The organism is Bacillus sp. IS1 (assembly GCF_032461585.1).
Taxonomy (GTDB): Bacteria; Bacillota; Bacilli; order Bacillales; family Bacillaceae; genus Bacillus; species Bacillus velezensis.
On sequence record NZ_JAWCWR010000001.1, the window covers coordinates 194,089 to 218,380 of the forward strand.

The 24,292-nt window shown below is 45.1% G+C and carries 31 protein-coding genes; 24 read left to right on the forward strand and 7 right to left on the reverse strand.

Going from position 1 to position 24,292, the window contains the following annotated elements; translation table 11 throughout:
• Window positions 1-178: 178 nt before the first annotated feature.
• Entirely contained in the window at window positions 179-340 is a 162-nt protein-coding gene (locus RUW00_RS01025; RefSeq protein ID WP_007409608.1) for a hypothetical protein, read from the reverse strand.
• A gap of 188 nt (window positions 341-528) precedes the next feature.
• On the opposite strand from RUW00_RS01025, the gene cheV reads away from it, so the two are divergent.
• The gene (gene cheV / locus RUW00_RS01030; protein ID WP_029973673.1) at window positions 529-1,440 is read left to right on the forward strand and encodes a chemotaxis protein CheV; all 912 of its coding nucleotides are present in this window, start codon (window positions 529-531) and stop codon (window positions 1,438-1,440) included.
• Between the two features lie 42 nt (window positions 1,441-1,482).
• Here cheV and RUW00_RS01035 read toward each other — a convergent pair whose 3' ends face one another.
• From RUW00_RS01035 to RUW00_RS01050, 4 genes are all read right to left on the reverse strand, one after another.
• On the reverse strand, window positions 1,483-1,947 hold the full coding sequence (locus RUW00_RS01035; protein ID WP_003154622.1) for a YkyB family protein: 465 nt from the start codon (window positions 1,945-1,947) through the stop codon (window positions 1,483-1,485).
• A 122-nt stretch (window positions 1,948-2,069) separates the two neighbouring features.
• Window positions 2,070-3,362 (reverse strand): MFS transporter, encoded by a 1,293-nt coding sequence (locus tag RUW00_RS01040; RefSeq protein WP_014417606.1) that lies wholly within the window; start codon window positions 3,360-3,362, stop codon window positions 2,070-2,072.
• Window positions 3,363-3,437: 75 nt separating this feature from the next.
• The gene (locus RUW00_RS01045; RefSeq protein ID WP_088056573.1) at window positions 3,438-3,932 is read right to left on the reverse strand and encodes a L,D-transpeptidase family protein; all 495 of its coding nucleotides are present in this window, start codon (window positions 3,930-3,932) and stop codon (window positions 3,438-3,440) included.
• 74 nt (window positions 3,933-4,006) lie between these two features.
• Complete coding sequence (locus tag RUW00_RS01050) at window positions 4,007-4,870, reverse strand: metallophosphoesterase (RefSeq protein WP_021493757.1); 864 nt, start codon at window positions 4,868-4,870, stop codon at window positions 4,007-4,009.
• Between the two features lie 143 nt (window positions 4,871-5,013).
• On the opposite strand from RUW00_RS01050, the gene fadH reads away from it, so the two are divergent.
• From fadH to RUW00_RS01120, 14 genes are all read left to right on the forward strand, one after another.
• On the forward strand, window positions 5,014-5,778 hold the full coding sequence (fadH, locus tag RUW00_RS01055; RefSeq protein ID WP_003154618.1) for a 2,4-dienoyl-CoA reductase: 765 nt from the start codon (window positions 5,014-5,016) through the stop codon (window positions 5,776-5,778).
• A 113-nt stretch (window positions 5,779-5,891) separates the two neighbouring features.
• A complete protein-coding gene (locus tag RUW00_RS01060; protein ID WP_021493756.1) occupies window positions 5,892-6,440 on the forward strand; it encodes a hypothetical protein in 549 nt (182 codons plus the stop codon).
• Between the two features lie 141 nt (window positions 6,441-6,581).
• The gene (locus RUW00_RS01065; RefSeq protein WP_209388182.1) at window positions 6,582-7,802 is read left to right on the forward strand and encodes an EAL domain-containing protein; all 1,221 of its coding nucleotides are present in this window, start codon (window positions 6,582-6,584) and stop codon (window positions 7,800-7,802) included.
• A 443-nt stretch (window positions 7,803-8,245) separates the two neighbouring features.
• Window positions 8,246-8,485, forward strand: coding sequence for a YkuJ family protein (locus RUW00_RS01070; RefSeq protein WP_003154613.1), 240 nt, complete (start codon window positions 8,246-8,248; stop codon window positions 8,483-8,485).
• A 122-nt stretch (window positions 8,486-8,607) separates the two neighbouring features.
• A complete protein-coding gene (locus RUW00_RS01075; RefSeq protein ID WP_012117439.1) occupies window positions 8,608-9,126 on the forward strand; it encodes a ribonuclease H-like YkuK family protein in 519 nt (172 codons plus the stop codon).
• A 140-nt stretch (window positions 9,127-9,266) separates the two neighbouring features.
• Window positions 9,267-9,458, forward strand: a complete 192-nt coding sequence (gene abbA, locus RUW00_RS01080) for an antirepressor AbbA (protein ID WP_003154609.1) — start codon at window positions 9,267-9,269, stop codon at window positions 9,456-9,458.
• Between the two features lie 143 nt (window positions 9,459-9,601).
• Window positions 9,602-10,045 carry a cyclic-di-AMP-binding protein CbpB gene (gene cbpB, locus RUW00_RS01085; RefSeq protein WP_003154608.1) on the forward strand — a complete coding sequence of 148 codons (444 nt, stop codon included), beginning with the start codon at window positions 9,602-9,604 and terminating at the stop codon, window positions 10,043-10,045.
• Between the two features lie 140 nt (window positions 10,046-10,185).
• A complete protein-coding gene (ccpC, locus tag RUW00_RS01090) occupies window positions 10,186-11,067 on the forward strand; it encodes a transcriptional regulator CcpC (RefSeq protein ID WP_007611101.1) in 882 nt (293 codons plus the stop codon).
• Window positions 11,068-11,179: 112 nt separating this feature from the next.
• A complete protein-coding gene (locus RUW00_RS01095) occupies window positions 11,180-11,653 on the forward strand; it encodes a flavodoxin (RefSeq protein WP_012117440.1) in 474 nt (157 codons plus the stop codon).
• Window positions 11,643-12,536 (forward strand): WD40/YVTN/BNR-like repeat-containing protein, encoded by an 894-nt coding sequence (locus tag RUW00_RS01100; RefSeq protein ID WP_191389705.1) that lies wholly within the window; start codon window positions 11,643-11,645, stop codon window positions 12,534-12,536. The genes RUW00_RS01095 and RUW00_RS01100 overlap by 11 nt, the downstream gene beginning before the upstream one ends.
• Window positions 12,537-12,562: 26 nt before the next feature.
• Window positions 12,563-13,018, forward strand: a complete 456-nt coding sequence (locus RUW00_RS01105; protein WP_007409622.1) for a flavodoxin — start codon at window positions 12,563-12,565, stop codon at window positions 13,016-13,018.
• An 81-nt stretch (window positions 13,019-13,099) separates the two neighbouring features.
• Complete coding sequence (gene dapD, locus RUW00_RS01110; RefSeq protein WP_007409623.1) at window positions 13,100-13,810, forward strand: 2,3,4,5-tetrahydropyridine-2,6-dicarboxylate N-acetyltransferase; 711 nt, start codon at window positions 13,100-13,102, stop codon at window positions 13,808-13,810.
• Between the two features lie 70 nt (window positions 13,811-13,880).
• Window positions 13,881-15,005, forward strand: coding sequence for an N-acetyldiaminopimelate deacetylase (locus RUW00_RS01115; protein WP_017417680.1), 1,125 nt, complete (start codon window positions 13,881-13,883; stop codon window positions 15,003-15,005).
• 60 nt (window positions 15,006-15,065) lie between these two features.
• A complete protein-coding gene (locus RUW00_RS01120) occupies window positions 15,066-15,311 on the forward strand; it encodes a YkuS family protein (protein WP_003154596.1) in 246 nt (81 codons plus the stop codon).
• A 33-nt stretch (window positions 15,312-15,344) separates the two neighbouring features.
• On the opposite strand, the gene RUW00_RS01125 is transcribed toward RUW00_RS01120, so the two are convergent.
• On the reverse strand, window positions 15,345-16,151 hold the full coding sequence (locus tag RUW00_RS01125; protein ID WP_021493755.1) for a mechanosensitive ion channel family protein: 807 nt from the start codon (window positions 16,149-16,151) through the stop codon (window positions 15,345-15,347).
• Window positions 16,152-16,438: 287 nt separating this feature from the next.
• Here RUW00_RS01125 and RUW00_RS01130 point away from each other — a divergent pair, with 287 nt between their 5' ends.
• Together RUW00_RS01130 and rok are read left to right on the forward strand one after the other, a co-directional pair.
• Entirely contained in the window at window positions 16,439-16,897 is a 459-nt protein-coding gene (locus RUW00_RS01130; protein WP_014417617.1) for a TlpA disulfide reductase family protein, read from the forward strand.
• Window positions 16,898-17,348: 451 nt separating this feature from the next.
• The gene (gene rok / locus RUW00_RS01135) at window positions 17,349-17,945 is read left to right on the forward strand and encodes a transcriptional regulator Rok (RefSeq protein WP_003154591.1); all 597 of its coding nucleotides are present in this window, start codon (window positions 17,349-17,351) and stop codon (window positions 17,943-17,945) included.
• A gap of 20 nt (window positions 17,946-17,965) precedes the next feature.
• Here the strand turns inward: rok and RUW00_RS01140 are convergent, their stop codons facing one another.
• On the reverse strand, window positions 17,966-18,958 hold the full coding sequence (locus tag RUW00_RS01140; protein WP_315956440.1) for a coiled-coil domain-containing protein: 993 nt from the start codon (window positions 18,956-18,958) through the stop codon (window positions 17,966-17,968).
• A 145-nt stretch (window positions 18,959-19,103) separates the two neighbouring features.
• Here RUW00_RS01140 and RUW00_RS01145 point away from each other — a divergent pair, with 145 nt between their 5' ends.
• The 7 genes from RUW00_RS01145 to yknW all read left to right on the forward strand — a co-directional run bounded on the left by RUW00_RS01145 (window position 19,104) and on the right by yknW (window position 24,292).
• Complete coding sequence (locus RUW00_RS01145) at window positions 19,104-19,706, forward strand: molybdenum cofactor guanylyltransferase (RefSeq protein ID WP_025649507.1); 603 nt, start codon at window positions 19,104-19,106, stop codon at window positions 19,704-19,706.
• Window positions 19,707-19,757: 51 nt separating this feature from the next.
• Complete coding sequence (locus RUW00_RS01150) at window positions 19,758-20,777, forward strand: molybdopterin-synthase adenylyltransferase MoeB (RefSeq protein ID WP_007611113.1); 1,020 nt, start codon at window positions 19,758-19,760, stop codon at window positions 20,775-20,777.
• Between the two features lie 17 nt (window positions 20,778-20,794).
• Complete coding sequence (locus RUW00_RS01155) at window positions 20,795-22,087, forward strand: molybdopterin molybdotransferase MoeA (RefSeq protein WP_014417621.1); 1,293 nt, start codon at window positions 20,795-20,797, stop codon at window positions 22,085-22,087.
• Window positions 22,048-22,569 carry a molybdopterin-guanine dinucleotide biosynthesis protein B gene (gene mobB / locus RUW00_RS01160; RefSeq protein ID WP_021493752.1) on the forward strand — a complete coding sequence of 174 codons (522 nt, stop codon included), beginning with the start codon at window positions 22,048-22,050 and terminating at the stop codon, window positions 22,567-22,569. The genes RUW00_RS01155 and mobB overlap by 40 nt, the downstream gene beginning before the upstream one ends.
• Entirely contained in the window at window positions 22,570-23,040 is a 471-nt protein-coding gene (locus tag RUW00_RS01165) for a molybdenum cofactor biosynthesis protein MoaE (RefSeq protein WP_007611116.1), read from the forward strand.
• Entirely contained in the window at window positions 23,037-23,270 is a 234-nt protein-coding gene (gene moaD, locus RUW00_RS01170) for a molybdopterin converting factor subunit 1 (RefSeq protein ID WP_007409633.1), read from the forward strand. The genes RUW00_RS01165 and moaD overlap by 4 nt, the downstream gene beginning before the upstream one ends.
• Window positions 23,271-23,593: 323 nt before the next feature.
• Window positions 23,594-24,292 carry a YknW family membrane protein gene (gene yknW, locus RUW00_RS01175; protein ID WP_014417624.1) on the forward strand — a complete coding sequence of 233 codons (699 nt, stop codon included), beginning with the start codon at window positions 23,594-23,596 and terminating at the stop codon, window positions 24,290-24,292.

Genomic DNA, 24,292 nt, shown 5'->3' on the forward strand with positions numbered 1-24,292 from the left:
ATTGAGTTTATCCTATTTTACCACTAGCTGAGCATTTGTCATCTTTTTATTGAACTATCCCGAGTATATGTCCGATATGTGAAAACATACCTTCTTTCAGAAAAAAATAAGACAACCAGCTGAAATGATTGTCTTCATTGTATCATGATCTATCTATTGTGATATGTGGCGAATGTCATTAATACCCGTATTCAAAGCTGACGTCTTCCCGCCATAAGATGTATGGAGCGGGCTTGTCGGGACGCTCTTTCGCCTCTTTTTTCATTTGCAGGTAAGCCGTTTTGCTGATATCTTCTAACACCGTCATTTGATCTTGGTCGAATATGACTACTGTACCCATTTATTACACCCTTCTTCCTGAAAAATCCTTGACTATTTTACCACTCGATGTCAAAAAGTCAATGGGATATCAGAAAAAAGCATTTTTTTATAAAGAGTTCATGGCCAGTTGGATCGAATACATTCACTTTTTCCGTTTCCAGCCGATATATACAGTACAATACTGAATGCGGATAGCGAGGGATTGAATTGTCTTTACAACAATACGATATTTTATTGGATTCAGGCACAAACGAATTAGAAATCGTCAAATTTGAAGTAGGCGTCAATACATTTGGCATAAATGTGATGAAAGTCCGGGAAATCATTCAGCCGGTAGATGTCACATCAGTGCCTCAGTCTCATAAAGACGTAGAAGGGATGATTAAGCTGAGAGGCGAAATTCTTCCCGTCATCAGTCTGTATTCCTTTTTCGGCGTTGATGCCGAAGGAGCAAAAGACGATAAATATATCGTAACGGAATTCAACAAACGGAAAATCGTCTTTCACGTCGGTTCCGTTTCACAAATCCACAGGGTGTCCTGGGAGGCGATTGAAAAGCCGACTTCCCTGAACCAGGGCATGGAGCGGCATTTAACGGGAATCATCAAACTGGAAGACACGATGATCTTTCTGCCTGATTATGAAAAGATCATTTACGATATTGAATCGGCATCGGGAGTTGAGACTTATCATGTCCATCAGGAAGGATTTGATGAAAGACGGGCGGGTAAAAAACTGATCATCGTTGAAGATTCGCCGCTTCTGATGCGTCTTTTGACGGATGAGCTGACTGAGGCGGGGTACAGTGAAATCGTTACGTTTGAAAACGGAAAAGAAGCGTATGATTACGTCGTGGAACTGACGGATAGAGGAGAAAACCTGTCAGACCATATTGACATGATTATCAGTGACATTGAGATGCCGAAAATGGACGGGCATCGTTTGACGAAGCTCCTTAAGGATAACCCGCAAAGCTCTGATGTGCCGATTATGATTTTCTCGTCCCTGATTACGGACGACCTGCGCCACCGGGGCGAAGTAGTCGGGGCGGATGAACAGATCAGCAAGCCTGAAATCAGCGAGCTCATTAAAAAAGTGGATACGTACGTGATTGAATAGAAAAAAGCCGATGCATGACGCATCGGCTTTTTTGCGGCGGAATTAAAAATAACTCTCACCAAGTTTTTTAAATACGGGTTTATGATAAGCGGGCTGCTGCCTGTTGGCGGCAAGCGGTTTTTCCTTTAAGCCCACATATTTTTGCAATACGTTTTTCGCTTTTGTCAAAGACATTTGTGCTTTAGGATTGCGGTACGATTGATTTAACGTACCTAAATGCGGAAGATGCTGGAAGTCTTCTTTTGTTGGAGGCATGTGAAAATAGTAGTCTCCGATAGAGATAAGTACGTCTGACTGCTGTTGGCTAAACCTGGGATTATTTGAAAAGTGAAGCCCTATTTTTTTCCCTTTGCCTTCTTTCACAAGCTTTTGTAATGCCCGTTTTTTCAGCAGATAAAGGTATTTAGGGTTGGGGGCGGTTTTTGCATGGCGGTTCACAGTATAAACAGCTTTTGAAAGATTCTCGATGGTTGGCTGCAGCTCTTTCGAATAAGCGTGGTCGTCCATTATTTCTCTCCTTTGCATTGATCAAGTTCATATATAGATTATACTTTTTTAGCGTTGAAATGCAAATATTGATTATAAAAATACGCCTTTTTCTGATGAAAAGGGCGCATCTTTTTCCTTTATTAGACAGGATTCGCATGTTTTTCGGAATCAGCCTTTAATGATTGCTGCACATCGACCTCTGCTGCCTCGGCGCTGTATTTCGGAAGAGCGATAAAATAGAACACAAATACCGCTAAAATCACGATTCCCATGCCGTAATAAAGGTAATCAATATTGGAAACGAATTTCGGAAATAACAGGGCAACCAGTCCGAGTGTAATCGATTGGGCAAACATCATAAAAGGGTCCTGCCAGCCGCTGACCCGGCCCATTATTTTCGGATGAACAATTTTCGGCATCCAGCCGCCGATGGCGATATTGACAGGGCCGATGCACATGCCGAGGACGAAAGCCGCCGCATAATAAATCCACAGCTTATCCGTATAGCCGAGGACAAAAATGAGCAGTCCGGCTGCCAAAATAGGAATCGACATCAAATGATGCGGTTTGACTTTTTTCGCGATCATCGTTCCGATCACACTTCCTGCAAGCAGGCCGAAGCCGAGTGCGACGGTGAAGATGGAAGTATGTGATTCGTAATGATCAGGCGCAAGTCCGTATTTCATCGTAAACATCGGCAGTACGGCAAAGCCGCCGTTGACAAAACCAAAGATAAAAAAGCCGAAAATAAGGGAAGCAAGCAATTTGTTTTTAACAATATATACGATCCCTTCCTTAAAATCAGCGACCGAGTCTTTCAGAAACGAATCTCCCCATTTAAAAGGGCCGTTCGGCTGACGGGCTTCTTTCGGAATGCGGCAGGCGCGGATCAGAAAGCCTGATACAATAAAGCTGACAAAATCAAGGATAATGGCTCCGTGAATACCGATCGTTTTATACATAAACGCGCCTATACCGACGCCGAATACCATGAAGATGCTGAACAGGATCTGGTTAAGTCCCGCCGCTTTCGCGTAATGCTCCTTTGGCAGAATAGCTTGTACAAGGCTGGCTTCCGCCGGGAAAAAGAACTTGGTCACGGCGCTTCTGATGAACAAAATACAGAACACGAGAGGGATGCTCCCGGTGTATAGTGCGGCAAACAATACGATCGTCAGTCCGGCTCTGATCCAGTCACAATTCTCTGCGACCTTTTTCCTGTCAAGCCGGTCAGCTGCGACACCGACAATCAGAAATACGAAAACTGTCGGCAGTGAATACATCAGCTCAGCCAAAGTCGTGTATGCCGGCTGATTTGAAAAATGGTCCAGCAAGTAAAAAGCGAAAGCCATATTACCTACAGTCGTTCCCATTTGAGAAGCGAGTGCTGCGAAAAAGAGACGGACAAAATTGCGATTTTTAAATATATCCATAAACACGCTCCTTACCCTAAAGGTCCCACTGTAATATATTATCATCAGCTCGTTCCATTAACAAATAAGATCTTTCTATCTTATAATAGTCACCCTTGTTCCATTAGGAACGGCAGCGGCAAGTTTAGTGACGTCCTGATTATACATCCGGATGCATCCTTTTGATACCGCTTTGCCGATGGAGGAAGGATTATTTGTTCCGTGAATGCCGTAATGAATTTTAGAGAGGCTGAGCCAATAAGCGCCGAACGGGCCTCCGGGCTTAGGCTGGCGGTTCACGATGTAAAATTCTCCGGTCGGCGTGGTTGTCAATATTTTTCCGACTGCGATGGGGTACGTACGGATGAGCCTGCCAAGGCGGTATAACTCCAGTTTCTTCGCTCCGATATACACGATGATGGAGTAGGGAATGGTGGATGGGTCAGGAAGATTCGGTATGATAATGTGCTGTCCCGCGTATATGACCGATTGGATTGAGGGATTTGCCTGAAGGAGAGCAGCAGTGCTTATTCTGAAGTCTTGCGCAATGCTTGAGATGGTTTCTCCTTGTTTCACTTGATATGTCAGCAGTTTCATCACCCTCCTTTTTGCTCTTTTCCATATACATATTACGGAGGGGGTGTCTGTGCATCAGGATAAAAGTCTTATTTTTGCTCAGTTTTCAATGTGAACAGCGTGATTTCCGGTCTGGCTAAAAATCGATACGGCAGTCTTGTCGTACCGAGCCCGCGATTGACGTAAACGGCTGTGTCATGCAGCGTATACATGCCGTCGGTATACGTTTTTCCGTAAGGAGGCGTAATGAGAGGGCCGAAAAACGGGAGCTGGACCTGGCCGCCGTGAGTGTGTCCCGACAGCTGGAGGTTTACGGGATATCCGCCTATCTCGAGAGCGGCATCAGGCTCGTGGACGATTAAAATGGAAAACGCATCTTCGGAAAGGCGGGACAGGGTGCCTTCATAATCGGGTTTTCCGAGCATTACATCATCCAAAAACGCGAGTTCAATCCGGCTTCCGTCTGTCAGCTGCACCTGACGATAGCCGTTTCGAAACACTTGAAAATCAGCCGCTTCCATCAGAGCCTTGTACGTGTTCGTACCGTAGCCTCCGTGGTCATGGTTTCCGTAAACACAAAGTTTGCCGAAGGGAGCTTCAAGATTTTGCAGCACGGCGAGTGCATGCTGGTGATCATTAAATAAATGCGGCTTATCAATTAAATCTCCCGTAAAGATGAGCAGATCGGGTTTCAGCTGATTGATCTTTTCCGCTGCTTTATTCAAGTCACCGGATGTAAACACATCACTGAGATGCGTATCGCTGAATTGAACGATTTTAAAATTGTCAAAGCCGCGGGGGATCAGGCGGTTGGTGATTGTATGCCGGGTGATTTCAATCATTCGCGGTTCAATATACCGGGCATAGCCGTAGCCTCCGCAAGCCGTTGCAAGAGCTGCACCCAAAACACCGAATCCTCTTTTTAAAAATGTTCTTCTGGTCATTTTCTCCATATGTAAAACCAACCTTTGTCAGAGTTTTTCTATTATATCATCAGCTTGGCTGAAAAATCCCTTCTCAGCATGTAATGACGCGGAAAGACATCTGTGATAAAATTATGAATGATTATTCATTCAATAAAAGGGGTGGGTTTGTTATGGATAAGAAAGCGGTAATCATTACAGGCGGTTCAAGCGGCATGGGAAAAGCAATGGCGAAAAAACAGGCTGAATTAGGATGGCACGTCATGGTGACAGGGAGGAACCATGAAGCACTTGAGGAAACAAAAAAAGAAATTGAGACCTTTGAGGGGCAGGTCGCCTGTTTTCAAATGGATGTCCGTTCTGATTCCGCCGCTTCAGACATGATTACAGAAGCGAAAAAAGTCTTTGGCCGGCTCGATGCGCTGATTAACAATGCGGCCGGCAACTTTATTTGCCCGGCAGAGAAGCTGACGCCCAATGGATGGAAAGCTGTTATTGAGATTGTTTTAAACGGCACATTTTTCTGCAGCCAAGCCGCGGCAAGGCATTGGATCGAGCAGGAGCAGAAGGGCGTCATCTTAAATATGGCCGCTACATACGCATGGGGAGCGGGAGCGGGTGTCGTTCATTCCGCTGCAGCCAAAGCGGGGGTATTGTCACTGACAAGAACGCTGGCCGTTGAATGGGGGAGCAAATACGGCATCCGCACAAACGCGATAGCCCCCGGCCCGATTGAACGGACAGGCGGTGCGGAGAAGCTGTTTGAATCGGAAAAAGCGGTGTCCCGCACTATGAACAGTGTGCCGCTCGGCCGGCTGGGCACACCGGAAGAAATCGCCGCGTTGGCAGCGTTTTTGCTATCTGATGAAGCGTCCTATATAAACGGGGATTGTATCACAATGGACGGGGGGCAATGGCTGAATCCTTATCCGTTTTAATTTTTCATATATCGATTATTTTGCAAAACAAGCGAACGTTAAAGCCGCCGTTCGCTTGTTTTATTTTCTATTCAAAATTATGATATAATTTTGAAAGATTAAGGGGCGGTTAATTGAAGAAATTATTAAAATGGTTCGTTGTACTATTTGTAAGCAGTTTAGCTATCATCTTTAATATTTGGTACTTTATTATTTGTGCTTTTACTCCGGAGTATTATCAAAATACCAATCTTACATCTGATGAAATAATCAGATTTGAAAAGCTATATCACATAGATTTTCCTGATGAAACGAAATGTATTAAAGCCAGGGAGTATTTGAGTGGGCTCGGAGGCGATACATCGGCTGTATTATATGTGTCTCTGCCAACCAAGCTGGCGGAAACAATTTTATCTGATTATACGTATATGCCAATAAATCATACTGATCATGCCGGTTCAATGTATGGAGTTGACGTTTCCGAGAGTGTTGGCGGGTTAACAACTCTTACATTTGGCACTTTAGATAAAAAAGGAACTTTCTTTCAGTTGAAACATGATGATGATTGGATATTTAACAGCACTGATTGGAGCCATTATTTTTGGACAGCTGCCGGTTATAATGCTCTTATATTTATCCTTTTATTTGTGATTGTGAAACAAATGAATAACGTCCTTAATTAACCGGTCTGAAGAGTGATCTTAAAAATATCCCCCTTTTATTTTAAGCTGCTGCCATACTGCCTCCTTTTCCCCTAATCTAAACATTTGTGGTGCTGATATAATTGTGTATAATCAGACAAAGATAGAGAAGCAGGTGATAACATGTTGGACCCACTTGATATACTGACGAATATTGATGATGTCATTCCGTATTACCAAGCGATTTTTAACGCTGAAGAACAAAGAGTCGTAGGCTATGAGGTGCTTGGGCGTATTTTGGCAAATGCGGAGATTGAGAGCCTCGGGTCGTTTTTCTTAGATTCCGGCATTCCGGAAGAATATAAGCTTGAGGTCGATGACAGAGTCATCAGGCAGGCGCTGGAGCGGTTTAAAGAAGCTGATCGTGATCTGTTGATTTTTATCAATCAGGATGCGAATGTATTGATGCTTGACCACGGCGAAAGCTTTCTTGAGCTTTTGAAAGAATACGAAGAGCAGGGCATTGAATTGAACCGTATTGTGCTTGAGATCACCGAGCACAATTTCGAAGGCGACATTGAACAGCTGTACCATATGCTTGCCTATTATCGTACATACGGCATTAAAATCGCGGTGGACAATATAGGTAAGGAGAGCAGCAACCTGGACAGAATCGCGCTCCTTTCACCGGACCTTCTGAAAATAGATTTGCAGGCGCTGAAGGTATCTCAGCCGTCACCATCATATGAGCATGTGCTGTACAGCATTTCATTGCTGGCAAGAAAAATCGGCGCCGCGCTGCTGTATGAAGATATAGAAGCTGATTTCCAGCTCCAGTACGCATGGAGAAACGGAGGCCGATTTTTTCAAGGCTATTATCTGCAGGCGCCGAGCGGCGATTTTATAGACCGGAGTCTGTTAAAAGCACGCTTAAAAACAGAGTTTCAGCAATTTATCACGAGAGAAAAAAAGAAGCTGGAAACGGTATATGAACACTCTGAGAATTTTTATAAGCGGGTCAATCAGGCAGTTTCCGAGCTGAAGAAAACCCATCAGGCGGACGATGAGTTTATTAAAAAACTGGCGGAAAACCTGACCGACTGCTGCTTCAGAATTTATATGTGTGATGAAGAAGGCTATCAGCTGACGGGAAATGTGTTCAAGCAGTCCGGCGAATGGCTTTATCAGCCTGAATATATGGAGAAAAACTGGAGCTGGCGTCCGTACTTTTTAGAAAACATCATGAAGATGCGGAATTCAAGAAAAGGCTTTTTCAGTGACCTGTACAGTGATATTGAGACGGGTGAGATGATCAGAACCTTTTCATACCCGATGGATGACAATATGTATTTATTTATCGATCTGCCTTACTCTTATTTATATGAACAGGACGGGTTACTTTAAAGCGGCTGCTGTATGCCGCTTTTTTTTGTTCATTTGAAAAAAGTTTTAAAAAACGATTGACAATGATACTGATAATCATTATCATTTAGTTATAGAGAGAAGTTACTCTCTGTTCCCCAACCCCTCTATCAGATCAAGATCCGAAAAAACTTGGCGCTACCCCCGCCAAGTTTTTTTATGCCGTCTGCGCATAAAAAGGCTTCTTCTCACATACATCTGACAATGGCGGCTCAAAAAGCGAAAAATTTTTTTGAAAGGTGTATGACATTCCGAAAAAAGCTTCAAACTATTCGAAAACATGGTTTTCCCGTTTATTTCTTTTTGAAAATCCAGCGGGAAAATGCCATCCCGGTCTACTTTATGGTATGATGCTCTGTAGAACTTGTATTATAATAAATACTTGTTGATTTGAAGTTGTTTTTTGAAAGGAGTCTTTTTTTAGAATGTCACAATTAATGGGTATCATCACGCGGCTGCAAAGTCTGCAAGAAACAGCGGAAGCGGCGAACGAGCCGATGCAGCGTTATTTTGAAGTTAACGGCGAAAAAATTTGCAGTGTTAAATATTTCGAAAAAAATCAAACGTTTGAACTGACGGTTTTCCAAAAAGGTGAAAAACCTAACACATATCCGTTTGATAACATTGACATGATTTCTATTGAAATTTTTGAGCTCCTTCAGTAATTTGATTTGATTTTTCAGGCTGACCAAGCTTCCGGTCTTCCGCAAGCGGAGCTTTATTAAATTATGCAAAGGAACGTGCTTGTTCGTTTGGTTGTAGACTCTGGAAAGAGGAGTGTCCGTACATGGCTGATTCTTTTCTGTTTTATAATCTTTCTGAGGCACAGATGACCTTTCAAGACGTGACGGAGCGGCTGAAACGCTTTGTCAATAAAGACCCCCGTTCAGCATACGTGCTGTCTGTAGGGACTGATTCACAAGTTTACCGCGACTTCACAAAGTTTATTACGGCTATACACTTGCACCGTACAGGCAAGGGAGCTTGGGGCTGTTTGAAAAATCACGATCTTGCAAGACCGATACATAGCCTTCGCGAAAAAATTTCGCTGGAAACCGCGTTCAGCCAGGAGATGGCTGCGCATATCCTCGACGGCCGTCTTATGGAAATGACAGATTTACTCTTGCCTTTTGCGGATGAAGGGGCGGATCTTTCATTTGAAGTGCATCTGGATATCGGTCAAAAAGGGCTGACAAAAGAATTGATACAAGAAATGACCGGCCGCATTACCTCGATGGGCATTGAAGCGAAAATCAAGCCCGATTCCTGCACAGCATTCAGTTATGCCAATCGTTACACAAAATAATATTTCATACAGAATCCGCAAAATGTCGAATTATGCGGTTGACGATTTTTTTCTGTTTACTTATTCTAGCGGTAGAGCTGAAAGCAAATTTCACCTTGCTTTCAGAGGTATTCAGTTAAAAATAGGGGGCCTGATTACGTATGAGTCTTATCAGTGAACGATTTACGGAAGAAGAACAGAAACTTCTGCTGAATATCCTGATCAATCAAGAATATGCCATTGAGCTTTTGACCAGCGAAATCAACGATATAGAAGCAGGGTCAAAAAGCGTTGATGGAACCACTTATAAAAAACTCGTAACGCTCTATGACCGTTTTCGGAATGAAAATTAATCAGCGGCCTATAAATTGATACTCGATTGCAAAGAGTATCTTTTTTATTGACGGAAACTTTTCGACAAAAAATGATAATGTTTATATTATTGCAATATAGGGAATACATGCTTTGATGAAAAATGTAAAGGGGTCGAAGTGACATGATTAGCTTACAATCAGATCAGCTTCTTGATGCAACAGTCGGACAATTTATGATCGAGGCGGATAAAGTGGCGCACGTTCAAGTCGGTAACAACCTTGAGCATGCTCTTTTAGTGCTGACCAAAACCGGCTATACCGCCATTCCCGTCCTCGACGCTTCGTACCGTCTGCACGGTTTGATCGGGACAAATATGATTATGAACAGCATTTTCGGACTTGAACGGATCGAGTTTGAGAAACTGGATCAAATTACGGTTGAGGAAGTCATGCTGAAAGACATTCCCCGTCTCCACATCAATGATCCGATTATCAAAGGGTTCAGCATGGTCATTAACAACGGCTTTGTCTGCGTTGAAAATGATGAAGGCGTCTTTGAAGGCATTTTCACGAGAAGAGTCGTGTTAAAACAGTTGAGCAGCCATATCAGATCATTGAATAAGTAGGCTCGCACGATCAGCCTATTTGTTCTTTTGCATGCCGGAAAAAGAAAACGCATACATATGAGTGGCGCTTGCCTCGGCAGCCTTTATTTTATTAGAATGGTAGATAAGAAATACGAAAAGGCATTGAAAAGGAGGACGACATGCAGCTTCAAGAGCTTCATATGCTCGTAGTTTTGGCTGAGGAATTAAACATGAGGAAGGCTGCCGAACGGTTATTCGTGTCACAGCCGGCTCTGTCCCAGCGATTGCAGACCATTGAAAAAGCCTGGGGAACAAAGATCTTTCTAAGATCTCAAAAAGGACTTACGGTAACGCCGGCAGGAGAAAAAATCATACAATTTGCAAATGACGTCACGGATCGGCAAGAAAGAATCAGAGAAAACATTGATGAACTTGAGGGTGAGATTCACGGCACATTAAAGCTTGCCGTCGCCTCCATTATCGGGCAGCACTGGCTTCCGAAAGTGTTAAAAACATATGTGGAACGATATCCGAATGCAAAGGTCTCTCTCATTACAGGGTGGAGCAGCGAAATGCTGAAAAGTCTGTATGAAGATCAGGTACATATCGGCATTATCCGGGGAAATCCGGAATGGAAAGGCCGGAAAGATTATTTAATGACCGATCATTTATATTTGGTTGATACGGAAATTTCCTGTATTGATGATATTGCCCATACCGATCGGCCGTTTATCCAATTCAAAAGTGACAGTACATATTTTCAGGAAATTCAGCATTGGTGGCATCAAAAATTCAAAACCTCGCCGAAACAGACCATCCTCGTCGATCAGATTGAAACGTGCAAGCAGATGGCGCTGCACGGGATCGGTTATGCCATTCTGCCGTCAGTCACCTTAGAAGAGGAAGACAAAGTAAATAAAATGCCCCTGCTTGATACAAAAGATCATCCGATCGGCCGTGACACATGGCTGCTCGGTTATGAGCCGGCATTTGAATTAAAACAGGTGCAGGCTTTTGTTTCTGTCATTAAAGATATGCTGAAGCAGGAACGCCCATTTTAGAAAGACAGCAATCATGCTGTCTTTTTTTTATTTTTTATTGACAATGAAAATCATTATCATTTAAAGTGTTATATATGTTAATGAAAATCATTATCAATTACGAGGTGATCATATGCAGAAAGCATTAATGATATACGCAAGCATGTCGGGGAATACAGAGGATATTGCCGGCATTATAAAAGAAACACTGAGCGGGCATCAGATAGCAGTTGACTGTCTCGACATGGATGAGGCAGATGCGGATTCTCTCGAAGCATATGATTATGTTTTTGTCGGCACGTACACATGGGGGGATGGTGATCTTCCTTACGAAGCGGAAGATTTTTACGAAGATATTCTGCACAGCCAGCTCAACGGACTGAAAACGGCCTGTTTCGGTTCAGGCGATCACGCCTACCCGAAGTTTTGCGAAGCGGTCACGCTGTTTTGCGATGCGTTTGAACAGGCCGGAGCCAATTTATATCCGGAAACGCTGAAAATCGAGCTGGCGCCCGAGACGGCTGAGGATCAGGAATGCTGCAAAGAATTTGTCCGCGGTTTTCTTGCATGGGCCGCTCACCACGGAGACCGGTGCCATGTTTCATAAAGGCGCGACGGCTGTCATGGCATCAGTGACTTCAGGATATTTTGTCGCGGTGAAAGACGAAGGTATTTTTCATTTTTCCGCGGAAGAAGGCTGGAAAAGACTATTCCGAGTGAAAAGCAGAATTCATGTGCTGACTTACATAGGGCCCTACATATTCGCGGCTGGAGAAAAAGGCGCCGTCCTCAGATCAGCCGATCAGGGAAAGACTTGGACGGCCTCCCGATTTCCGACCAGCGCCTCCGTATGGGCCGTTGCCGGGCGGAATGACGGGTTTGTCTGTGCGCACGGCACATATTGCCTCTACTTATCTGATGATTTCGGCGTCACTTGGCATGTGGCTAAGCCCTTTTCACAATTAAAGGAGCCGCCTGTCATCCGTTCGCTTTGTTTACACGGTCAGACGATTTATATCGGCACCCGGATTCATATGAATCATGGCGGCATTTGGGCGTATGATCTGACGGAAGACCGCATCCGGCGTATAAGCCGCGAAAGGCAGCGCATGACGGCTTCAATGATGATGTATCAGAATGACTGGCTCATTGCAGCAAAGGGCGCGGCAAAGGGAGAACGGGGGGAGGTTGCCGTCCGAAACGTGCGGACGCAAGAGGAGTTTGCCATTACAGCCGGGCCCGCCGTACGGGAAAAATCATTTCTCGACGTTTCTGAGGATAACGGGATTATTTATGTTACATCGTCACAGGACGAAAACGGATTTTCGCGTATTTATCAAGCTGATCTCGCCGCCGGTGAATTAAAGTGGTTTGATACGATCCGCGGTCACGGATGGCGGGTGGCCAACAGGGAAGAAAACTTTTTTTGCGCGGGCCTCTACGAAAGTAAGTTTGTCAGACCGTATGAGGCGATTCGGCTCGCACATTAGTTTTTATGCATAAAGGAGAGACGAAGATGGGGAATGTATTGCTTGTTTACGCTACAATGTCAGGAAACACCGAGGCGATGGCGGATTTAATTGAAAAAGGGCTGATCGAAGCACAAGCATCCGTAGACAGATATGAAGCGATGGATATTCATGCCGAACTTTTTAATGATTACGAGTATATTTTATTAGGCACATATACGTGGGGAGACGGGGATCTTCCTGATGAAATGCTCGATATTGCTGAAGATATGGAAAACCTGGAGTTTACGGGAAAAACATTTGCTTTGTTCGGTTCCGGAGATACGTCCTATGAGTTTTTTTGCGGAGCAGTTGACGAATTGGAAAAAGTAATCACAGCCCGCGGCGGACGGGTGGTGCTGCCGTCGGTCAAAATTGAAAACAACCCTGAGGGCAGTGAGGAAGAAGAGCTCCGGGAATTCGGAAGACAGTTTGCCGCGCTGTGCAGCCAGCCGGCAGAATAAAGGCTTGTTCCTTTTTTTCTTGTCTTTGTATCCTTCCTTTGTTACAGTAATGAGGTAGAAAATCAGAGGAGGACAATACATATGAAAATGATGGATGCAAATGAAATTATTTCATTTATTCAAAATAGTACAAAATCAACGCCTGTAAAAGTGTATGTAAAAGGCGATCTCGAAGGAATCAGCTTTGGCGATTCCGCTAAAACATTCCTGAACGGCCAATCCGGCGTCGTTTTTGGCGAGTGGGCTGAAATTAAAAGCGCAATCGAAGAAAACAAAGACAAAATTGAGGATTACGTCATTGAGAATGACCGCCGCAACTCTGCGATCCCGATGCTTGATTTAAAAGATGTTAAAGCGAGAATCGAGCCCGGCGCTATTATCCGCGACCAAGTCGAAATCGGCGACAATGCCGTTATCATGATGGGTGCGTCTATTAATATCGGTTCAGTCATCGGCGAAGGTACGATGATTGATATGAACGTTGTTCTCGGTGGGCGCGCGACTGTCGGCAAAAACTGCCACATCGGAGCGGGTTCTGTATTAGCGGGCGTTATTGAGCCGCCTAGCGCTAAGCCTGTTGTCGTGGAAGACGACGTTGTGATCGGCGCAAATGCGGTTGTGCTTGAAGGCGTAACAATCGGTAAAGGCGCGGTTGTCGCTGCGGGAGCCATCGTTGTGAACGATGTCGAACCATATACCGTTGTAGCGGGAACACCTGCGAAAAAAATCAAAGATATCGATGAAAAAACAAAAGGCAAAACAGAAATCAAACAGGAATTACGCCAGCTGTAAGGAATGGTTTGATAGAATGGGCGTGGATGATAAAATCCACGCCTTATTCTTATCTCAAGGAGGAATACATATGGAAAAAGAGCGGCTCATTGCCATCCGAAGAGATCTGCACCGCATTCCGGAGATCGGCTTTCAGGAATATAAAACCCAGCAGTACCTGCTGAATCTATTGAACCAATATCCGGAGGAAAGAATTGAAATTGAAACTTGGAGAACCGGCATCTTTGTCAAAGTCAACGGCACGGCTCCGGAAAAAATGCTCGCCTACAGAGCGGATATAGACGCTCTGTCGATTGAAGAGCAGACGGGACTTCCGTTTGCATCTGAACACCCCGGTTTTATGCACGCATGCGGCCACGATATGCACATGACCATCGCGCTCGGCATTATTGATCATTTTGTCCATCATCCCGTCAAACATGATCTGCTCTTTTTATTCCAGCCGGCTGAAGAAGGACCGGGCGGAGCGGAACCGATGCTTGAAAGCGATGTGCTGAAAAAATGGACGCCGGATTTGATTACCGCTCTCCATATAGCACCTGAGCTTCCTGTAGGCACAATCTCCACCAAAAGCGGATTGCTGTTTGCCAATACGAGCGAGCTCGTCATCGATCTTGAGGGGAAAGGCGGACATGCGGCATATCCGCATACAGCAGACGACATGGTCGTTGCCGCGAGCACGCTTGTCACGCAGCTGCAAACGGTCATATCCAGAAATACGGATCCGCTTGACAGCGCTGTGATAACTGTCGGAACGATTACCGGGGGCACGGCGCAAAATATCATCGCAGAGCATGCTCATCTGGAGGGAACCATCCGGACGCTTTCCGAGGAATCAATGCGTATGGTGAAAAAGCGGATTGAAGAGCTTGTCAAAGGAATTGAAATCGGCTTCCGATGCAAAGGAAAAGTCACGTATCCGTCCGTTTATCATCAAGTTTATAATACAAGCGGCCTGACCGAAGAATTTATGCAATTTGTCAGCGATCATCAGCTTGCTGACGTGAAAACGGCGAAAGAAGCGATGACCGGAGAAGACTTCGGATATATGCTGAAAAAATATCCCGGCTTTATGTTCTGGCTGGGGGCCGATTCATCCCACGGGCTTCATCACGCAAAGCTGAATCCGGATGAAGATGCGATGGAAACCGCGGTAAATGTCATGGTCGGATATTTTTCGAAGTATGCCAATTAAATCCGAAAAGAAGAATAATCTAACAAAAATTGAGCATTCTACATAACGGAGGTGTTCAATATGACGAAAAAAATTGGAATTGAACAATCTTTATCGGATGTAGAACAGGCGTTAAAACAAAAAGGATATGACGTAGTGATGATGAAGACTCCTGAGGATGCGAAGAATTGTGACTGCTGTGTCGTAACCGGACTTGACAGCAATGTCCAAGGAATTGCCGATACGTCAACTCAGGCTCCCGTCATTACGGCTTCCGGAATGACCGCCGACGAAATCTGCAGCGAAGTGGAAAAAAAATTTCATTAAAAAGAAAAAACCGAAGCTTACGCTTCGGTTTTTCTATTCGGCGGAAGCGGCGTTTTTAAAACGGTCGAGCGCGATTTTCATTTCTCTCCGCAGTACGCGTTCAACCCGCCATTGCTCCATATTTTCTGTTTTGGCAATGATTCTGAGCACCATTTCTGACGAGCTTAAATCCTGAACCCCGATGACGTCCGGCCCTTCCTTAATCTGCGGGAGCTCAGCGGCTGCTTTGTCACACGCGGTTTGCAGGATTTGAATGGTTTCATCAAGATTTTTTTCAAGCGGCACTTTAATATCGACAAGCGCCTGCATCGTTCCGCGGGAATGGTTGCTCACATTCGTAATGCCCCGGTTGGGAAGATAGTGAAGCGTGCCGTCAAAGCTCCGGATTTGCGTCGTACGGAGACCGACCTGCTCGACAATGCCGCTGTAGCCGGCAACCGTAATATAATCACCGACGTCGATCTGTTTTTCCAAAAGGATAAAAAATCCGGTGACGATGTCACTGACAAGCCCCTGAGCCCCGAAGCCGACTGCGAGACCGACCACGCCGGCGCCGGCAATGAGAGCGCTCGGATTGTAGTGAAATAAATCCAAAATCATTACGATAAAAACGAAAATCAGGATGTATCCATATACATTAAGCGCGAGGCTTCGCAAAGTATAAGCGCGGCCTGTAGAGAGGTTGTTTTGTTGCTCGAATTTCTGAAACAGATGCTTGATCAGCTTTTTTCCTGCCGTCCGGAAAATAAAATACGCTAAAATAATGAGAGCCAGCTTTATGATGAAAATCCCGGCAGATGTGAGAAGCCCGGCCCAATCAAAGTGTTTTAAATCAATCATAGTGATGTCTTCCTTTCAAGTCTATTGCGGAAAAAGCTAAAAGTGATATACCCGTTTTTAAAATAAAATAAACCTTTTAATAGAAATCAGTTATTTCATTTATGATTTGTTCATATTGCCCGGTTTCAATATCATCATTTTTGTGAAGATATGAACTAAGGAATCGCCACACTCATTTTAACATGGTGATTCAGCCAAATCATATCCTTTGGAGGGAAAACAGGAGAACGTTGCCCGGCGGACTGAAAGCCCCGGCAAAAAACCTTTTTCGTAAGGAGGGAAATAAGATGAAATTACGTCAGCAAATGCCTGAATTGACAGGCGCTAAAGCATGGATTAACAGAGAAGTCTCGAAGGAACAGCTGGTCGGCGGAAAGCCGGCACTGATTCACTTCTGGTCCGCCAGCTGCCGCATGTGTAAAGAAGCGATGCCTGAGGTGAACGGGTTTCGTGATAAATATAAAGATCAGCTGAATGTGGTGGCCGTTCACATGCCCCGTTCCGAAGATGATCTTGATCTTGAGAAAATCAAGAAAACAGCGGCTGAACATGATATCTCTCAGCCGATTTACGTCGACAGCGATCATACGCTGACTGAAGCATTTGAAAATGAATATGTGCCGGCTTATTACGTTTTTGATAAAAGCGGACAGCTCCGCCATTTTCAAGCGGGAGGAAGCGGGATGAAAATGCTTGAAAAACGCGTCAGCCGAGTACTTTCAGAAACGGAGCAGGCTTCTGAGTAATCGGGACAATCTCCGTCGGACTATTGTCTCGGTTCCGCAAACCCTTTGCCGTTTAGGTAACAGGGTTTTTTTGTGCCTATTGGATAAAAAATTCCAATATGACATGTGTGGCTTAAAAAATAAGAGAAACAGCCGTAAACACGCTGTACCGCTTGTTTTATCCATATCATTATCTTTTACATATTATAGTCGAAAATTGTAGATATCACGCTAATTTTCATTAAACAAGTAATTTCAAGTTATATTTTGAAATGGTTGAATAAATTGGAACTTTGTCCAGAATCCCCTATATGATAAGGATTTTTGTATATAAAGTACCATTTTCAGAAAATAAGCAATTTTTCATAGAGTAAATAAAATAGTAAAATGATAAAATAATAGTTGATAAAATTACTTTTGTAATCTAATATCTTAATAAAAGCGTTTAAATTTTTGACAGGGGGTTTTACACATGTTTAATGAAAGAGAAGCGCTGCGCTTACGTTTAGAACAATTAAACGAAGCAGAGGTAAAAGTCATTCGTGAATATCAAATAGAACGTGATAAAATATATGCAAAACTGAGAGAATTAGACAATACAGGCAGCCTGTCCGATACAAAAAAAGAGTTTCGTCCGGAGAAAAAAAGTGACTCTCTCCCGGTGCTTGCAGAGCTTGCGGCACAGGAAATGAGAAGCTATCAAAAGCCGCAGACACAGCCTCAATCCTCCCAGCCGCAGATGCAGTCTATTACGTCTCTTCCCGCCGGCATTCCAGACGGTTCTACAAGAAGAAGAAGAGGGACGGCGAGACCGGGATCAAAAGCGGCAAAACTGCGCGAAGCAGCGATTAAAACGTTGAAACGCCACAATGCAGCGATCAAAAGTTCCGAACTGCAAAAGGAAATTGAAAAGGAAAGCGGCCTTGAAATTCCTAATATGACAACATTTATGCAAAGCTTAATTAAAATGTATCCGGAAGTGAAAAAACCATACCGCGGCCAATATATTCTTGAGGGAGAAATTTCTCAGGAAACAGCAGAAACGGCAAATGATACGGCTGCTGAATAAAACAGTAAAAACTGCTTGCGTTACTCAAGCAGTTTTTTTTCGTTTTCCCGCTTATTCTGCGGAAGTGACGCATCTTTTCCCGGCTTTTTTTCAAGCTTGACGACATATTTTTGGAAAGGCTTTTCGCCGTCAGCACGTTCTTTCAACGCATCCAGTTTTTCATCAAACGACTGATCGCGGGACTCTGATTGTACCAATTGTTTTTGCAGGGAGATGACTTGTTCGGTAACGGCTTTAAGCAAGTCTTCTGCCTGAACAGTCTCTTTGGAAACAGAAGGGATTTCCAGAGCTTGTTCCGCCGGTTCCGCCGTGCGGCTGTCAATATCAGCAAAATGGCCGGCAATCCAAGCATCACTTTCGTCCAGCTGCCGTTTATACGAAAGAATGGTTTCTTGAAATAACTTTTCTTTCGTTTTTTCTATTTCTACAAGCCGTTCTTTTGTTTCTAGTATTCGATCTCTCATATGATTAATTTCTATTTTAATATGTTTGAGCTGGTATTCTTTTTCTATCATTTGTGTTTGGAGCCGGGTATTTTCGTCTGCAGCGGCATGATAACGCTGTTTCATATCTTCGTGAGAAGTCCGTTCAGTTTGAATGGCGGTCTCAAGTGAGCGGATGCGGGTATGTAAGTTTTTATTTTCTTCTTCAAATTTTACATTTGTAAGATGCAGACGGTGCTTTTCTTCCATCTCATTTTTCCGCCGAAACGTTTCCTGCTGAAGCAGTTCTTGCAGAATGACGATTTTATCGAGCAGCCCGGCTCTGATTTCATGCAAAGAACGTTCCGTGTCACTTGTCTGTTTGTGTTTTTGAGCCATGGCTTCCAATTCGTCAGAAAGCTTGTGAAGCCGCTCTTTAATATTGGCGTTTTCCTCCTGAAGCTTATTATTTTTCTGATGGAAGTAGCTTGCTTCAAATTCTGAAATTAATTTTCTGCATCTGGAAAGTTCGGATTTCAAGTAAAGGTTCTCTTGAGAAGTGTCGTGGAAAAACGGACCGGATATTTTCATAAGAACCATCTCCCTCATGATGTTAACACTACAATATGGGAAAGGATCAACGGCTATTCCTCTTAATTAAACAGACAAGCACCGTAATATTGTATTTCGGCTGAGGCGTTTGCTATGCTTTTATATAGAATGGGAGAGAGATGACATGAAATGGGTGAATGTAATATTAGCGGGGGGAGCTTCCCGAAGATTCGGAGAACCGAAAGCTTTTGCAAAGTGGAAGGGCGGCATGTTTTATGAACAGGCGAAAAAAGCCTTCGGCGGCGGAGAAACGGTAATTATCAGCCGCCCTGAGCATATAAAAAAGTTCTTATCAAACAGGGAGCGGCATGTTTTTGCCGATGAGCCGCGGTTTCGGGGAATGGGCCCGCTGGCCGGCATATATACGGCAATGAAACAAACGGAAGGCGAAACATACACGGTCATATCCTGTGACACGCCGCTCGTGACAAGAAAGACGATGGCTGCACTTGAAATGAAGCTGACCGGAAATCTGGACGCTGTCATACCGGTTTGTGAAAACAGAGAGCATCCCCTCTTGGCGGTTTACCATAAACGGGTGCAGGGTGTGCTTTTTGATCAGCTGACACAAAACAAACTGAAAATGACAGACACGCTGAAACGGCTGTCTGTCTGTTATGTGCAGGCTGAAGACATCGGCGCCGGGCCGGAGGAGTTCGCTAATATCAACACACGGGACGATTACACCAGACTTTTGGCGCATGTCGAGTCTTCAAATCAGGACTGATCGGGAAGAAACATGGTATGATGGAAATAAAAATGCAAGGGGACAACACAGATGGAAGAGCGCTATTCGCGGCAGACAAGATTTAAGCCGATAGGGGAAAAAGGGCAGCAGGCGCTGGCTGACAGCAGTGTCCTGATTGTCGGAGCCGGAGCCCTCGGAACAGCCGCGGCAGAGGGCTTGGCAAGAGCCGGAGCGGGCCGTATGGCGATTATTGACCGGGATTATGTGGAATGGAGCAATTTACAAAGACAGCAGCTGTATACAGAAGAAGACGCGAGACAGCGCCTGCCGAAAGCAATGGCGGCCAAGGCGCGTCTTTTGGCGGTAAACAGTGATATACATATCGATGCTTACGCGGCGGAAGGTACGGCGGAAACGCTCGAACCGCTGATCGAACAAGCGGATTGCATCGTGGATGCGACAGATAATTTTGAAACGAGAATGGTCATCAATGATCTGGCGCTGAAAACGAAAACACCTTGGATTTATGGTGCCTGTGTCAGCAGTCAGGGAATGTGCATGACGATTATTCCGGGGGTTACGCCGTGTTTATCCTGCCTGTTTGAGCAAATGCCCGTGGGCGGAGCGACATGTGATACAGCAGGCATCATACCTCCGGCGGTTCATATCGTTTCCGCTTATCAGCAGGCTGAGGCGCTGAAATTGCTGACAGGAAATCATGCGGCGGTAAATCGGCGCTTTTTCACGTTTGACGTGTGGAATAACACCAATATGAGCATAAATGTGGATCAGATCAAACGGGATCATTGCCCTTCCTGCGGCGCGGAGCCCGTATATCCGTATCTGCAGCCTGAAAACAGGCCGAAAGCAAGCGTGCTGTGCGGAAGAGACACCGTTCAAATCAGATCGGAAGCCTTAAAGAGGCTGGATAAAGAAGAGCTTGTCAAACGTCTGAAGCAGATCGGTAAAGTGGAAGCAAATGAATTTCTGCTGCACATGGCGTATGAGCGCTTCAGAATCGTTATTTTTCAGGATGGACGGGCTCTGATTCACGGTACAAACGATATAAAAGAAGCAAATTCAGTTCTGGCCAGGGTGATCGGACTGTAGGAAGGGGAGATATTGCTATGCTTGAAAAAAGAACGCCGATTCAGGTGGACGAAGCAGTCCGCCGGGTGAGCCGGTATAAAAAACAGGGGGATACCGAATGGGTGGCGCTTGAGGACAGTCTCCACCGCTATTTGGCGGAGGATGTTAAGGCGGATCATGATGTGCCGGCCTTTAACCGTTCCCCGTATGACGGGTTTGCCATCAGGGCGAGCGATTCAAAAACGGCTTCCCGTGACAATGCCGTCACCTTTGAAGTCATTGACCATATCGGAGCCGGCGCCGTGTCAGAAAAAGAACTCGGGCCTTATGAAGCGGTCCGCATTATGACGGGGGCGCAGATTCCAAAAGGCGCGGATGCCGTAGTGATGCTTGAACTGACAAAAACGTTTTCTGAAAACGGGACGAATTACATGTCAGTGAAACGCCCTTTTCATGCGGGTGATAATATTTCATATCAAGGAGAAGATGCGAAAAAGGGCAGCTCGCTATTAAAAAAAGGGACGAAAATCACGCCGGGCGTAACCGCTCTTTTAGCAACCTTCGGCTATGCTTCCGTTCCCGTGGTCAGAAAGCCGGTTGTCGGCATTATCGCAACGGGAACCGAGCTTCTTCATGTCAGCGATCCGCTTGAGCCGGGGAAAATCCGCAACAGCAACGCTGCCATGGTGTATGCCCAGGTCATTGAAGCGGGCGCGGTACCGCTGAACTTAGGGAAAATTTCCGATGATTTTGATGACAGCTATGCTGCGGTGAAGGAAGCTATGAAAAAAGTTGATTTTCTGATCACGACCGGCGGCGTGTCAGTCGGCGATTTTGATTTTCTTCCAGACATTTATAATAAGCTCGGAGCGGAAGTTCTTTTTAACAAAGTGGCAATGCGCCCGGGGAGCGTGACAACTGTCGCCCGGGCCGATGACATGCTGCTGTTCGGCCTTTCAGGCAATCCGTCCGCATGTTATGTCGGATTCACCCTGTTTGTCAAACCGATGATTCAGACGTGGCTTCTGAATGAAAAACCTCATTCCGGATGGGCGGAAGCCGTGTTAACAAACGACTTTCCGAAGCCGAATCCGTTTACGAGATTTGTGAGGGCATTTGTTTATCATAAGGACGGAAAGATGATGGCGTCACCAGTCGGTCTCGACAAATCAAGCTCAGTCACATCTCTAGCCGAAGCAAACGCGTTTATCCTTCTGCCGGGAGGAACGAGGGGGTATGAAGCGGGCCGGACGGTTCACGTGCTCCTCATCCGTGATGAGAATGGAAGTGAATGGCCGTGGTCAATTCTTTCCCGATCGTCCAGATCGTAGGTTTTCAAAACAGCGGTAAAACAACGTTTATTGAACGTGTGCTGAAAGCGGCGCCGAAAGAGTGCGATATTGGATGTTTAAAACATCACGGACATGGCGGAGAACCGGAACCTTTTTCTGACGGAAAAGACTCGGAGCGTTTTTCAAAAGCCGGAGCCGCGGTTACGGCAGTAGAAGGGGACGGCGTCCTGCAGCTTACGGCGCGAAAAAAATGGGATCTGGCGGGTTTGATCAGTCTGTATGAATGTCTGGGAATTGACGGTCTTCTCATAGAGGGATTTAAACATGCGCCGCATCCGAAAATCATTATGATCAAAGACAGCGAAGATTGGCAAAAGCTGAAGCATTTGGAGCACGTGATCGCGGTTGTCAGCAGAAATACGGAGCATATGCCGGCAGATGCAGGTATGCCCGTATTCCATGCGGATGATCCGGCTGCCATTATGTTTGTGCTTTCGCAGCTGAAAGGGGAATCTGCATAAATGGAACGTTTTCAAATTACAAGGGAACCTATCATTGCGGAAAATATCGTAAAAAAAGTTGAAAAGCGTGAAGCCGGCGCCATCACAACGTTTATCGGCACGGTCAGAGAGTGGACTGCAGGACGGCGGACGGTACGGCTCGAATATGAAGCGTATGAACCGATGGCTGTTCAAATGCTTTCTCAAATCGGCGATGAAATCAGCGCGAAATGGGAAGGAGCCGAAGCTGCAATCACACACCGTGTCGGCGTCCTTGATATCGGAGAAGCTGCGGTCGTAATCGCCGTGTCTTCTCCGCACAGAAAGGCGGCATATGAGGCGAATGAATATGCAATTGAACGGATAAAACAGATTGTGCCGATATGGAAAAAAGAAATCTGGGAAGACGGCGAAGAATGGATAGGCGATCAGCTGGAAACAACGCCCTATCCGAACGGAAAACCGGATTTGGATAAAGGGGAATCGCGATGATTAAAGTATTATTGTTTGCCGGGCTTGCGGAGCAGGCGGGAACACCGGTCATTGAACTTGACGAAAAAGAGACGGCGGCGTCTGCTGTAAAAACACTGTTAAAGGAACGGTACGGACTTCAGACGATTGACAATGCCATGATCGCAATCAATGAAACATATGTAAAAGACAACAGCATCGTAACAGAAGGTGATACCATTGCCTTTATCCCTCCTGTAAGCGGAGGGTGAAAAAAGAGCCGGATGAGCATCATTGCCATCCGGCTTTTTTGTATATAGGAGCTGAATTCCAGAGAATATCTAAATGGGATTTAAAGGAATTTGTGATTGAGACGGTTTTGATTAGATGAATAGGCTGAAGACAGTGCCTTCACAAGGCTTTGAGCCTCCCGTCATACCGGTCTGACAATACTTTTTTTTACATAATTATGGAACGTAAAGCTGAGAATTTGTGTTACAATTTAGCATAAATACGCAAACGGCAAAAAAATTGAAACTTCTCTCAGCCTAAAGCGTACGTATAAACAGAATAATACATAGGAGGCATCAGCAATATGGAACCAAACCTGGAAAAAAGCAATACGGCAGTAACGGAAAAGCCGTCAATTTTCGGCGTCATTACAAGTCCTGTTGTGCAGTTTAAAAGATTAAAAGAAAAGCCGGTCATCGGCATTCCTCTCCTGATTGTCATCATTCTCATCGCGGCCGGCAGTATTTTGCGCGGACTGGGGATGAATTATGAAGAAGTGCTGAACAGCACATCTCTTGACGGATTGTCGGATGATCAGATTGAAATGACCAAAACCATTGCTAAATTCGGCTCGATGTTCGGAGGAATCTTCGGGGGCATTATCGCTCTGTTTATCGTTCCGCTCATTTACTGGCTGTGCGTCAAAATTTCAGGCGGCGTGACAACTTATAAAAAAATGCTCTCACTCAGCCTGTTCACGGCATTTATTACCAATATCGGCTTAGTCATTAACGGTCTTGTCACTTATTTTACCGGAGCGGGCTCCCTGCACGCCGTTACATCTTTGGCGAGTATCATACCGGCCGGAGACGGCGTTGCGGTCTTTTTAAGCGCGTTCGACATTTTCAGCATCTGGAGCTATATTCTGCTCGCTTTGGGACTTCGCTATACAGGCGGCATTTCGAAAAAAGCGGCCTGGACTTCCGCGATTGTCCTGTTTGTTATTATGCTTTTGGTTTCGGCAGTCGGAGGACTGTTAAGTTCAGTGACAGCAGGTGTATAA

What these genes read in the sequence shown, in the direction of transcription:
- RUW00_RS01025 (WP_007409608.1), bottom strand. Translation starts at nt 340, where the DNA reads ATGGGTACAGTAGTCATATTCGACCAAGATCAAATGACGGTGTTAGAA.
- RUW00_RS01035 (WP_003154622.1), bottom strand. Translation starts at nt 1,947, where the DNA reads ATGGACGACCACGCTTATTCGAAAGAGCTGCAGCCAACCATCGAGAAT.
- RUW00_RS01040 (WP_014417606.1), bottom strand. Translation starts at nt 3,362, where the DNA reads ATGGATATATTTAAAAATCGCAATTTTGTCCGTCTCTTTTTCGCAGCA.
- RUW00_RS01050 (WP_021493757.1), bottom strand. Translation starts at nt 4,870, where the DNA reads ATGGAGAAAATGACCAGAAGAACATTTTTAAAAAGAGGATTCGGTGTT.
- fadH (WP_003154618.1), top strand. Translation starts at nt 5,014, where the DNA reads ATGGATAAGAAAGCGGTAATCATTACAGGCGGTTCAAGCGGCATGGGA.
- RUW00_RS01065 (WP_209388182.1), top strand. Translation starts at nt 6,582, where the DNA reads ATGTTGGACCCACTTGATATACTGACGAATATTGATGATGTCATTCCG.
- RUW00_RS01070 (WP_003154613.1), top strand. Translation starts at nt 8,246, where the DNA reads ATGTCACAATTAATGGGTATCATCACGCGGCTGCAAAGTCTGCAAGAA.
- RUW00_RS01075 (WP_012117439.1), top strand. Translation starts at nt 8,608, where the DNA reads ATGGCTGATTCTTTTCTGTTTTATAATCTTTCTGAGGCACAGATGACC.
- abbA (WP_003154609.1), top strand. Translation starts at nt 9,267, where the DNA reads ATGAGTCTTATCAGTGAACGATTTACGGAAGAAGAACAGAAACTTCTG.
- cbpB (WP_003154608.1), top strand. Translation starts at nt 9,602, where the DNA reads ATGATTAGCTTACAATCAGATCAGCTTCTTGATGCAACAGTCGGACAA.
- ccpC (WP_007611101.1), top strand. Translation starts at nt 10,186, where the DNA reads ATGCAGCTTCAAGAGCTTCATATGCTCGTAGTTTTGGCTGAGGAATTA.
- RUW00_RS01095 (WP_012117440.1), top strand. Translation starts at nt 11,180, where the DNA reads ATGCAGAAAGCATTAATGATATACGCAAGCATGTCGGGGAATACAGAG.
- RUW00_RS01100 (WP_191389705.1), top strand. Translation starts at nt 11,643, where the DNA reads ATGTTTCATAAAGGCGCGACGGCTGTCATGGCATCAGTGACTTCAGGA.
- RUW00_RS01105 (WP_007409622.1), top strand. Translation starts at nt 12,563, where the DNA reads ATGGGGAATGTATTGCTTGTTTACGCTACAATGTCAGGAAACACCGAG.
- dapD (WP_007409623.1), top strand. Translation starts at nt 13,100, where the DNA reads ATGAAAATGATGGATGCAAATGAAATTATTTCATTTATTCAAAATAGT.
- RUW00_RS01115 (WP_017417680.1), top strand. Translation starts at nt 13,881, where the DNA reads ATGGAAAAAGAGCGGCTCATTGCCATCCGAAGAGATCTGCACCGCATT.
- RUW00_RS01120 (WP_003154596.1), top strand. Translation starts at nt 15,066, where the DNA reads ATGACGAAAAAAATTGGAATTGAACAATCTTTATCGGATGTAGAACAG.
- RUW00_RS01125 (WP_021493755.1), bottom strand. Translation starts at nt 16,151, where the DNA reads ATGATTGATTTAAAACACTTTGATTGGGCCGGGCTTCTCACATCTGCC.
- RUW00_RS01130 (WP_014417617.1), top strand. Translation starts at nt 16,439, where the DNA reads ATGAAATTACGTCAGCAAATGCCTGAATTGACAGGCGCTAAAGCATGG.
- rok (WP_003154591.1), top strand. Translation starts at nt 17,349, where the DNA reads ATGTTTAATGAAAGAGAAGCGCTGCGCTTACGTTTAGAACAATTAAAC.
- RUW00_RS01140 (WP_315956440.1), bottom strand. Translation starts at nt 18,958, where the DNA reads ATGAAAATATCCGGTCCGTTTTTCCACGACACTTCTCAAGAGAACCTT.
- RUW00_RS01145 (WP_025649507.1), top strand. Translation starts at nt 19,104, where the DNA reads ATGAAATGGGTGAATGTAATATTAGCGGGGGGAGCTTCCCGAAGATTC.
- RUW00_RS01150 (WP_007611113.1), top strand. Translation starts at nt 19,758, where the DNA reads ATGGAAGAGCGCTATTCGCGGCAGACAAGATTTAAGCCGATAGGGGAA.
- RUW00_RS01155 (WP_014417621.1), top strand. Translation starts at nt 20,795, where the DNA reads ATGCTTGAAAAAAGAACGCCGATTCAGGTGGACGAAGCAGTCCGCCGG.
- mobB (WP_021493752.1), top strand. Translation starts at nt 22,048, where the DNA reads ATGGCCGTGGTCAATTCTTTCCCGATCGTCCAGATCGTAGGTTTTCAA.
- RUW00_RS01165 (WP_007611116.1), top strand. Translation starts at nt 22,570, where the DNA reads ATGGAACGTTTTCAAATTACAAGGGAACCTATCATTGCGGAAAATATC.
- moaD (WP_007409633.1), top strand. Translation starts at nt 23,037, where the DNA reads ATGATTAAAGTATTATTGTTTGCCGGGCTTGCGGAGCAGGCGGGAACA.
- yknW (WP_014417624.1), top strand. Translation starts at nt 23,594, where the DNA reads ATGGAACCAAACCTGGAAAAAAGCAATACGGCAGTAACGGAAAAGCCG.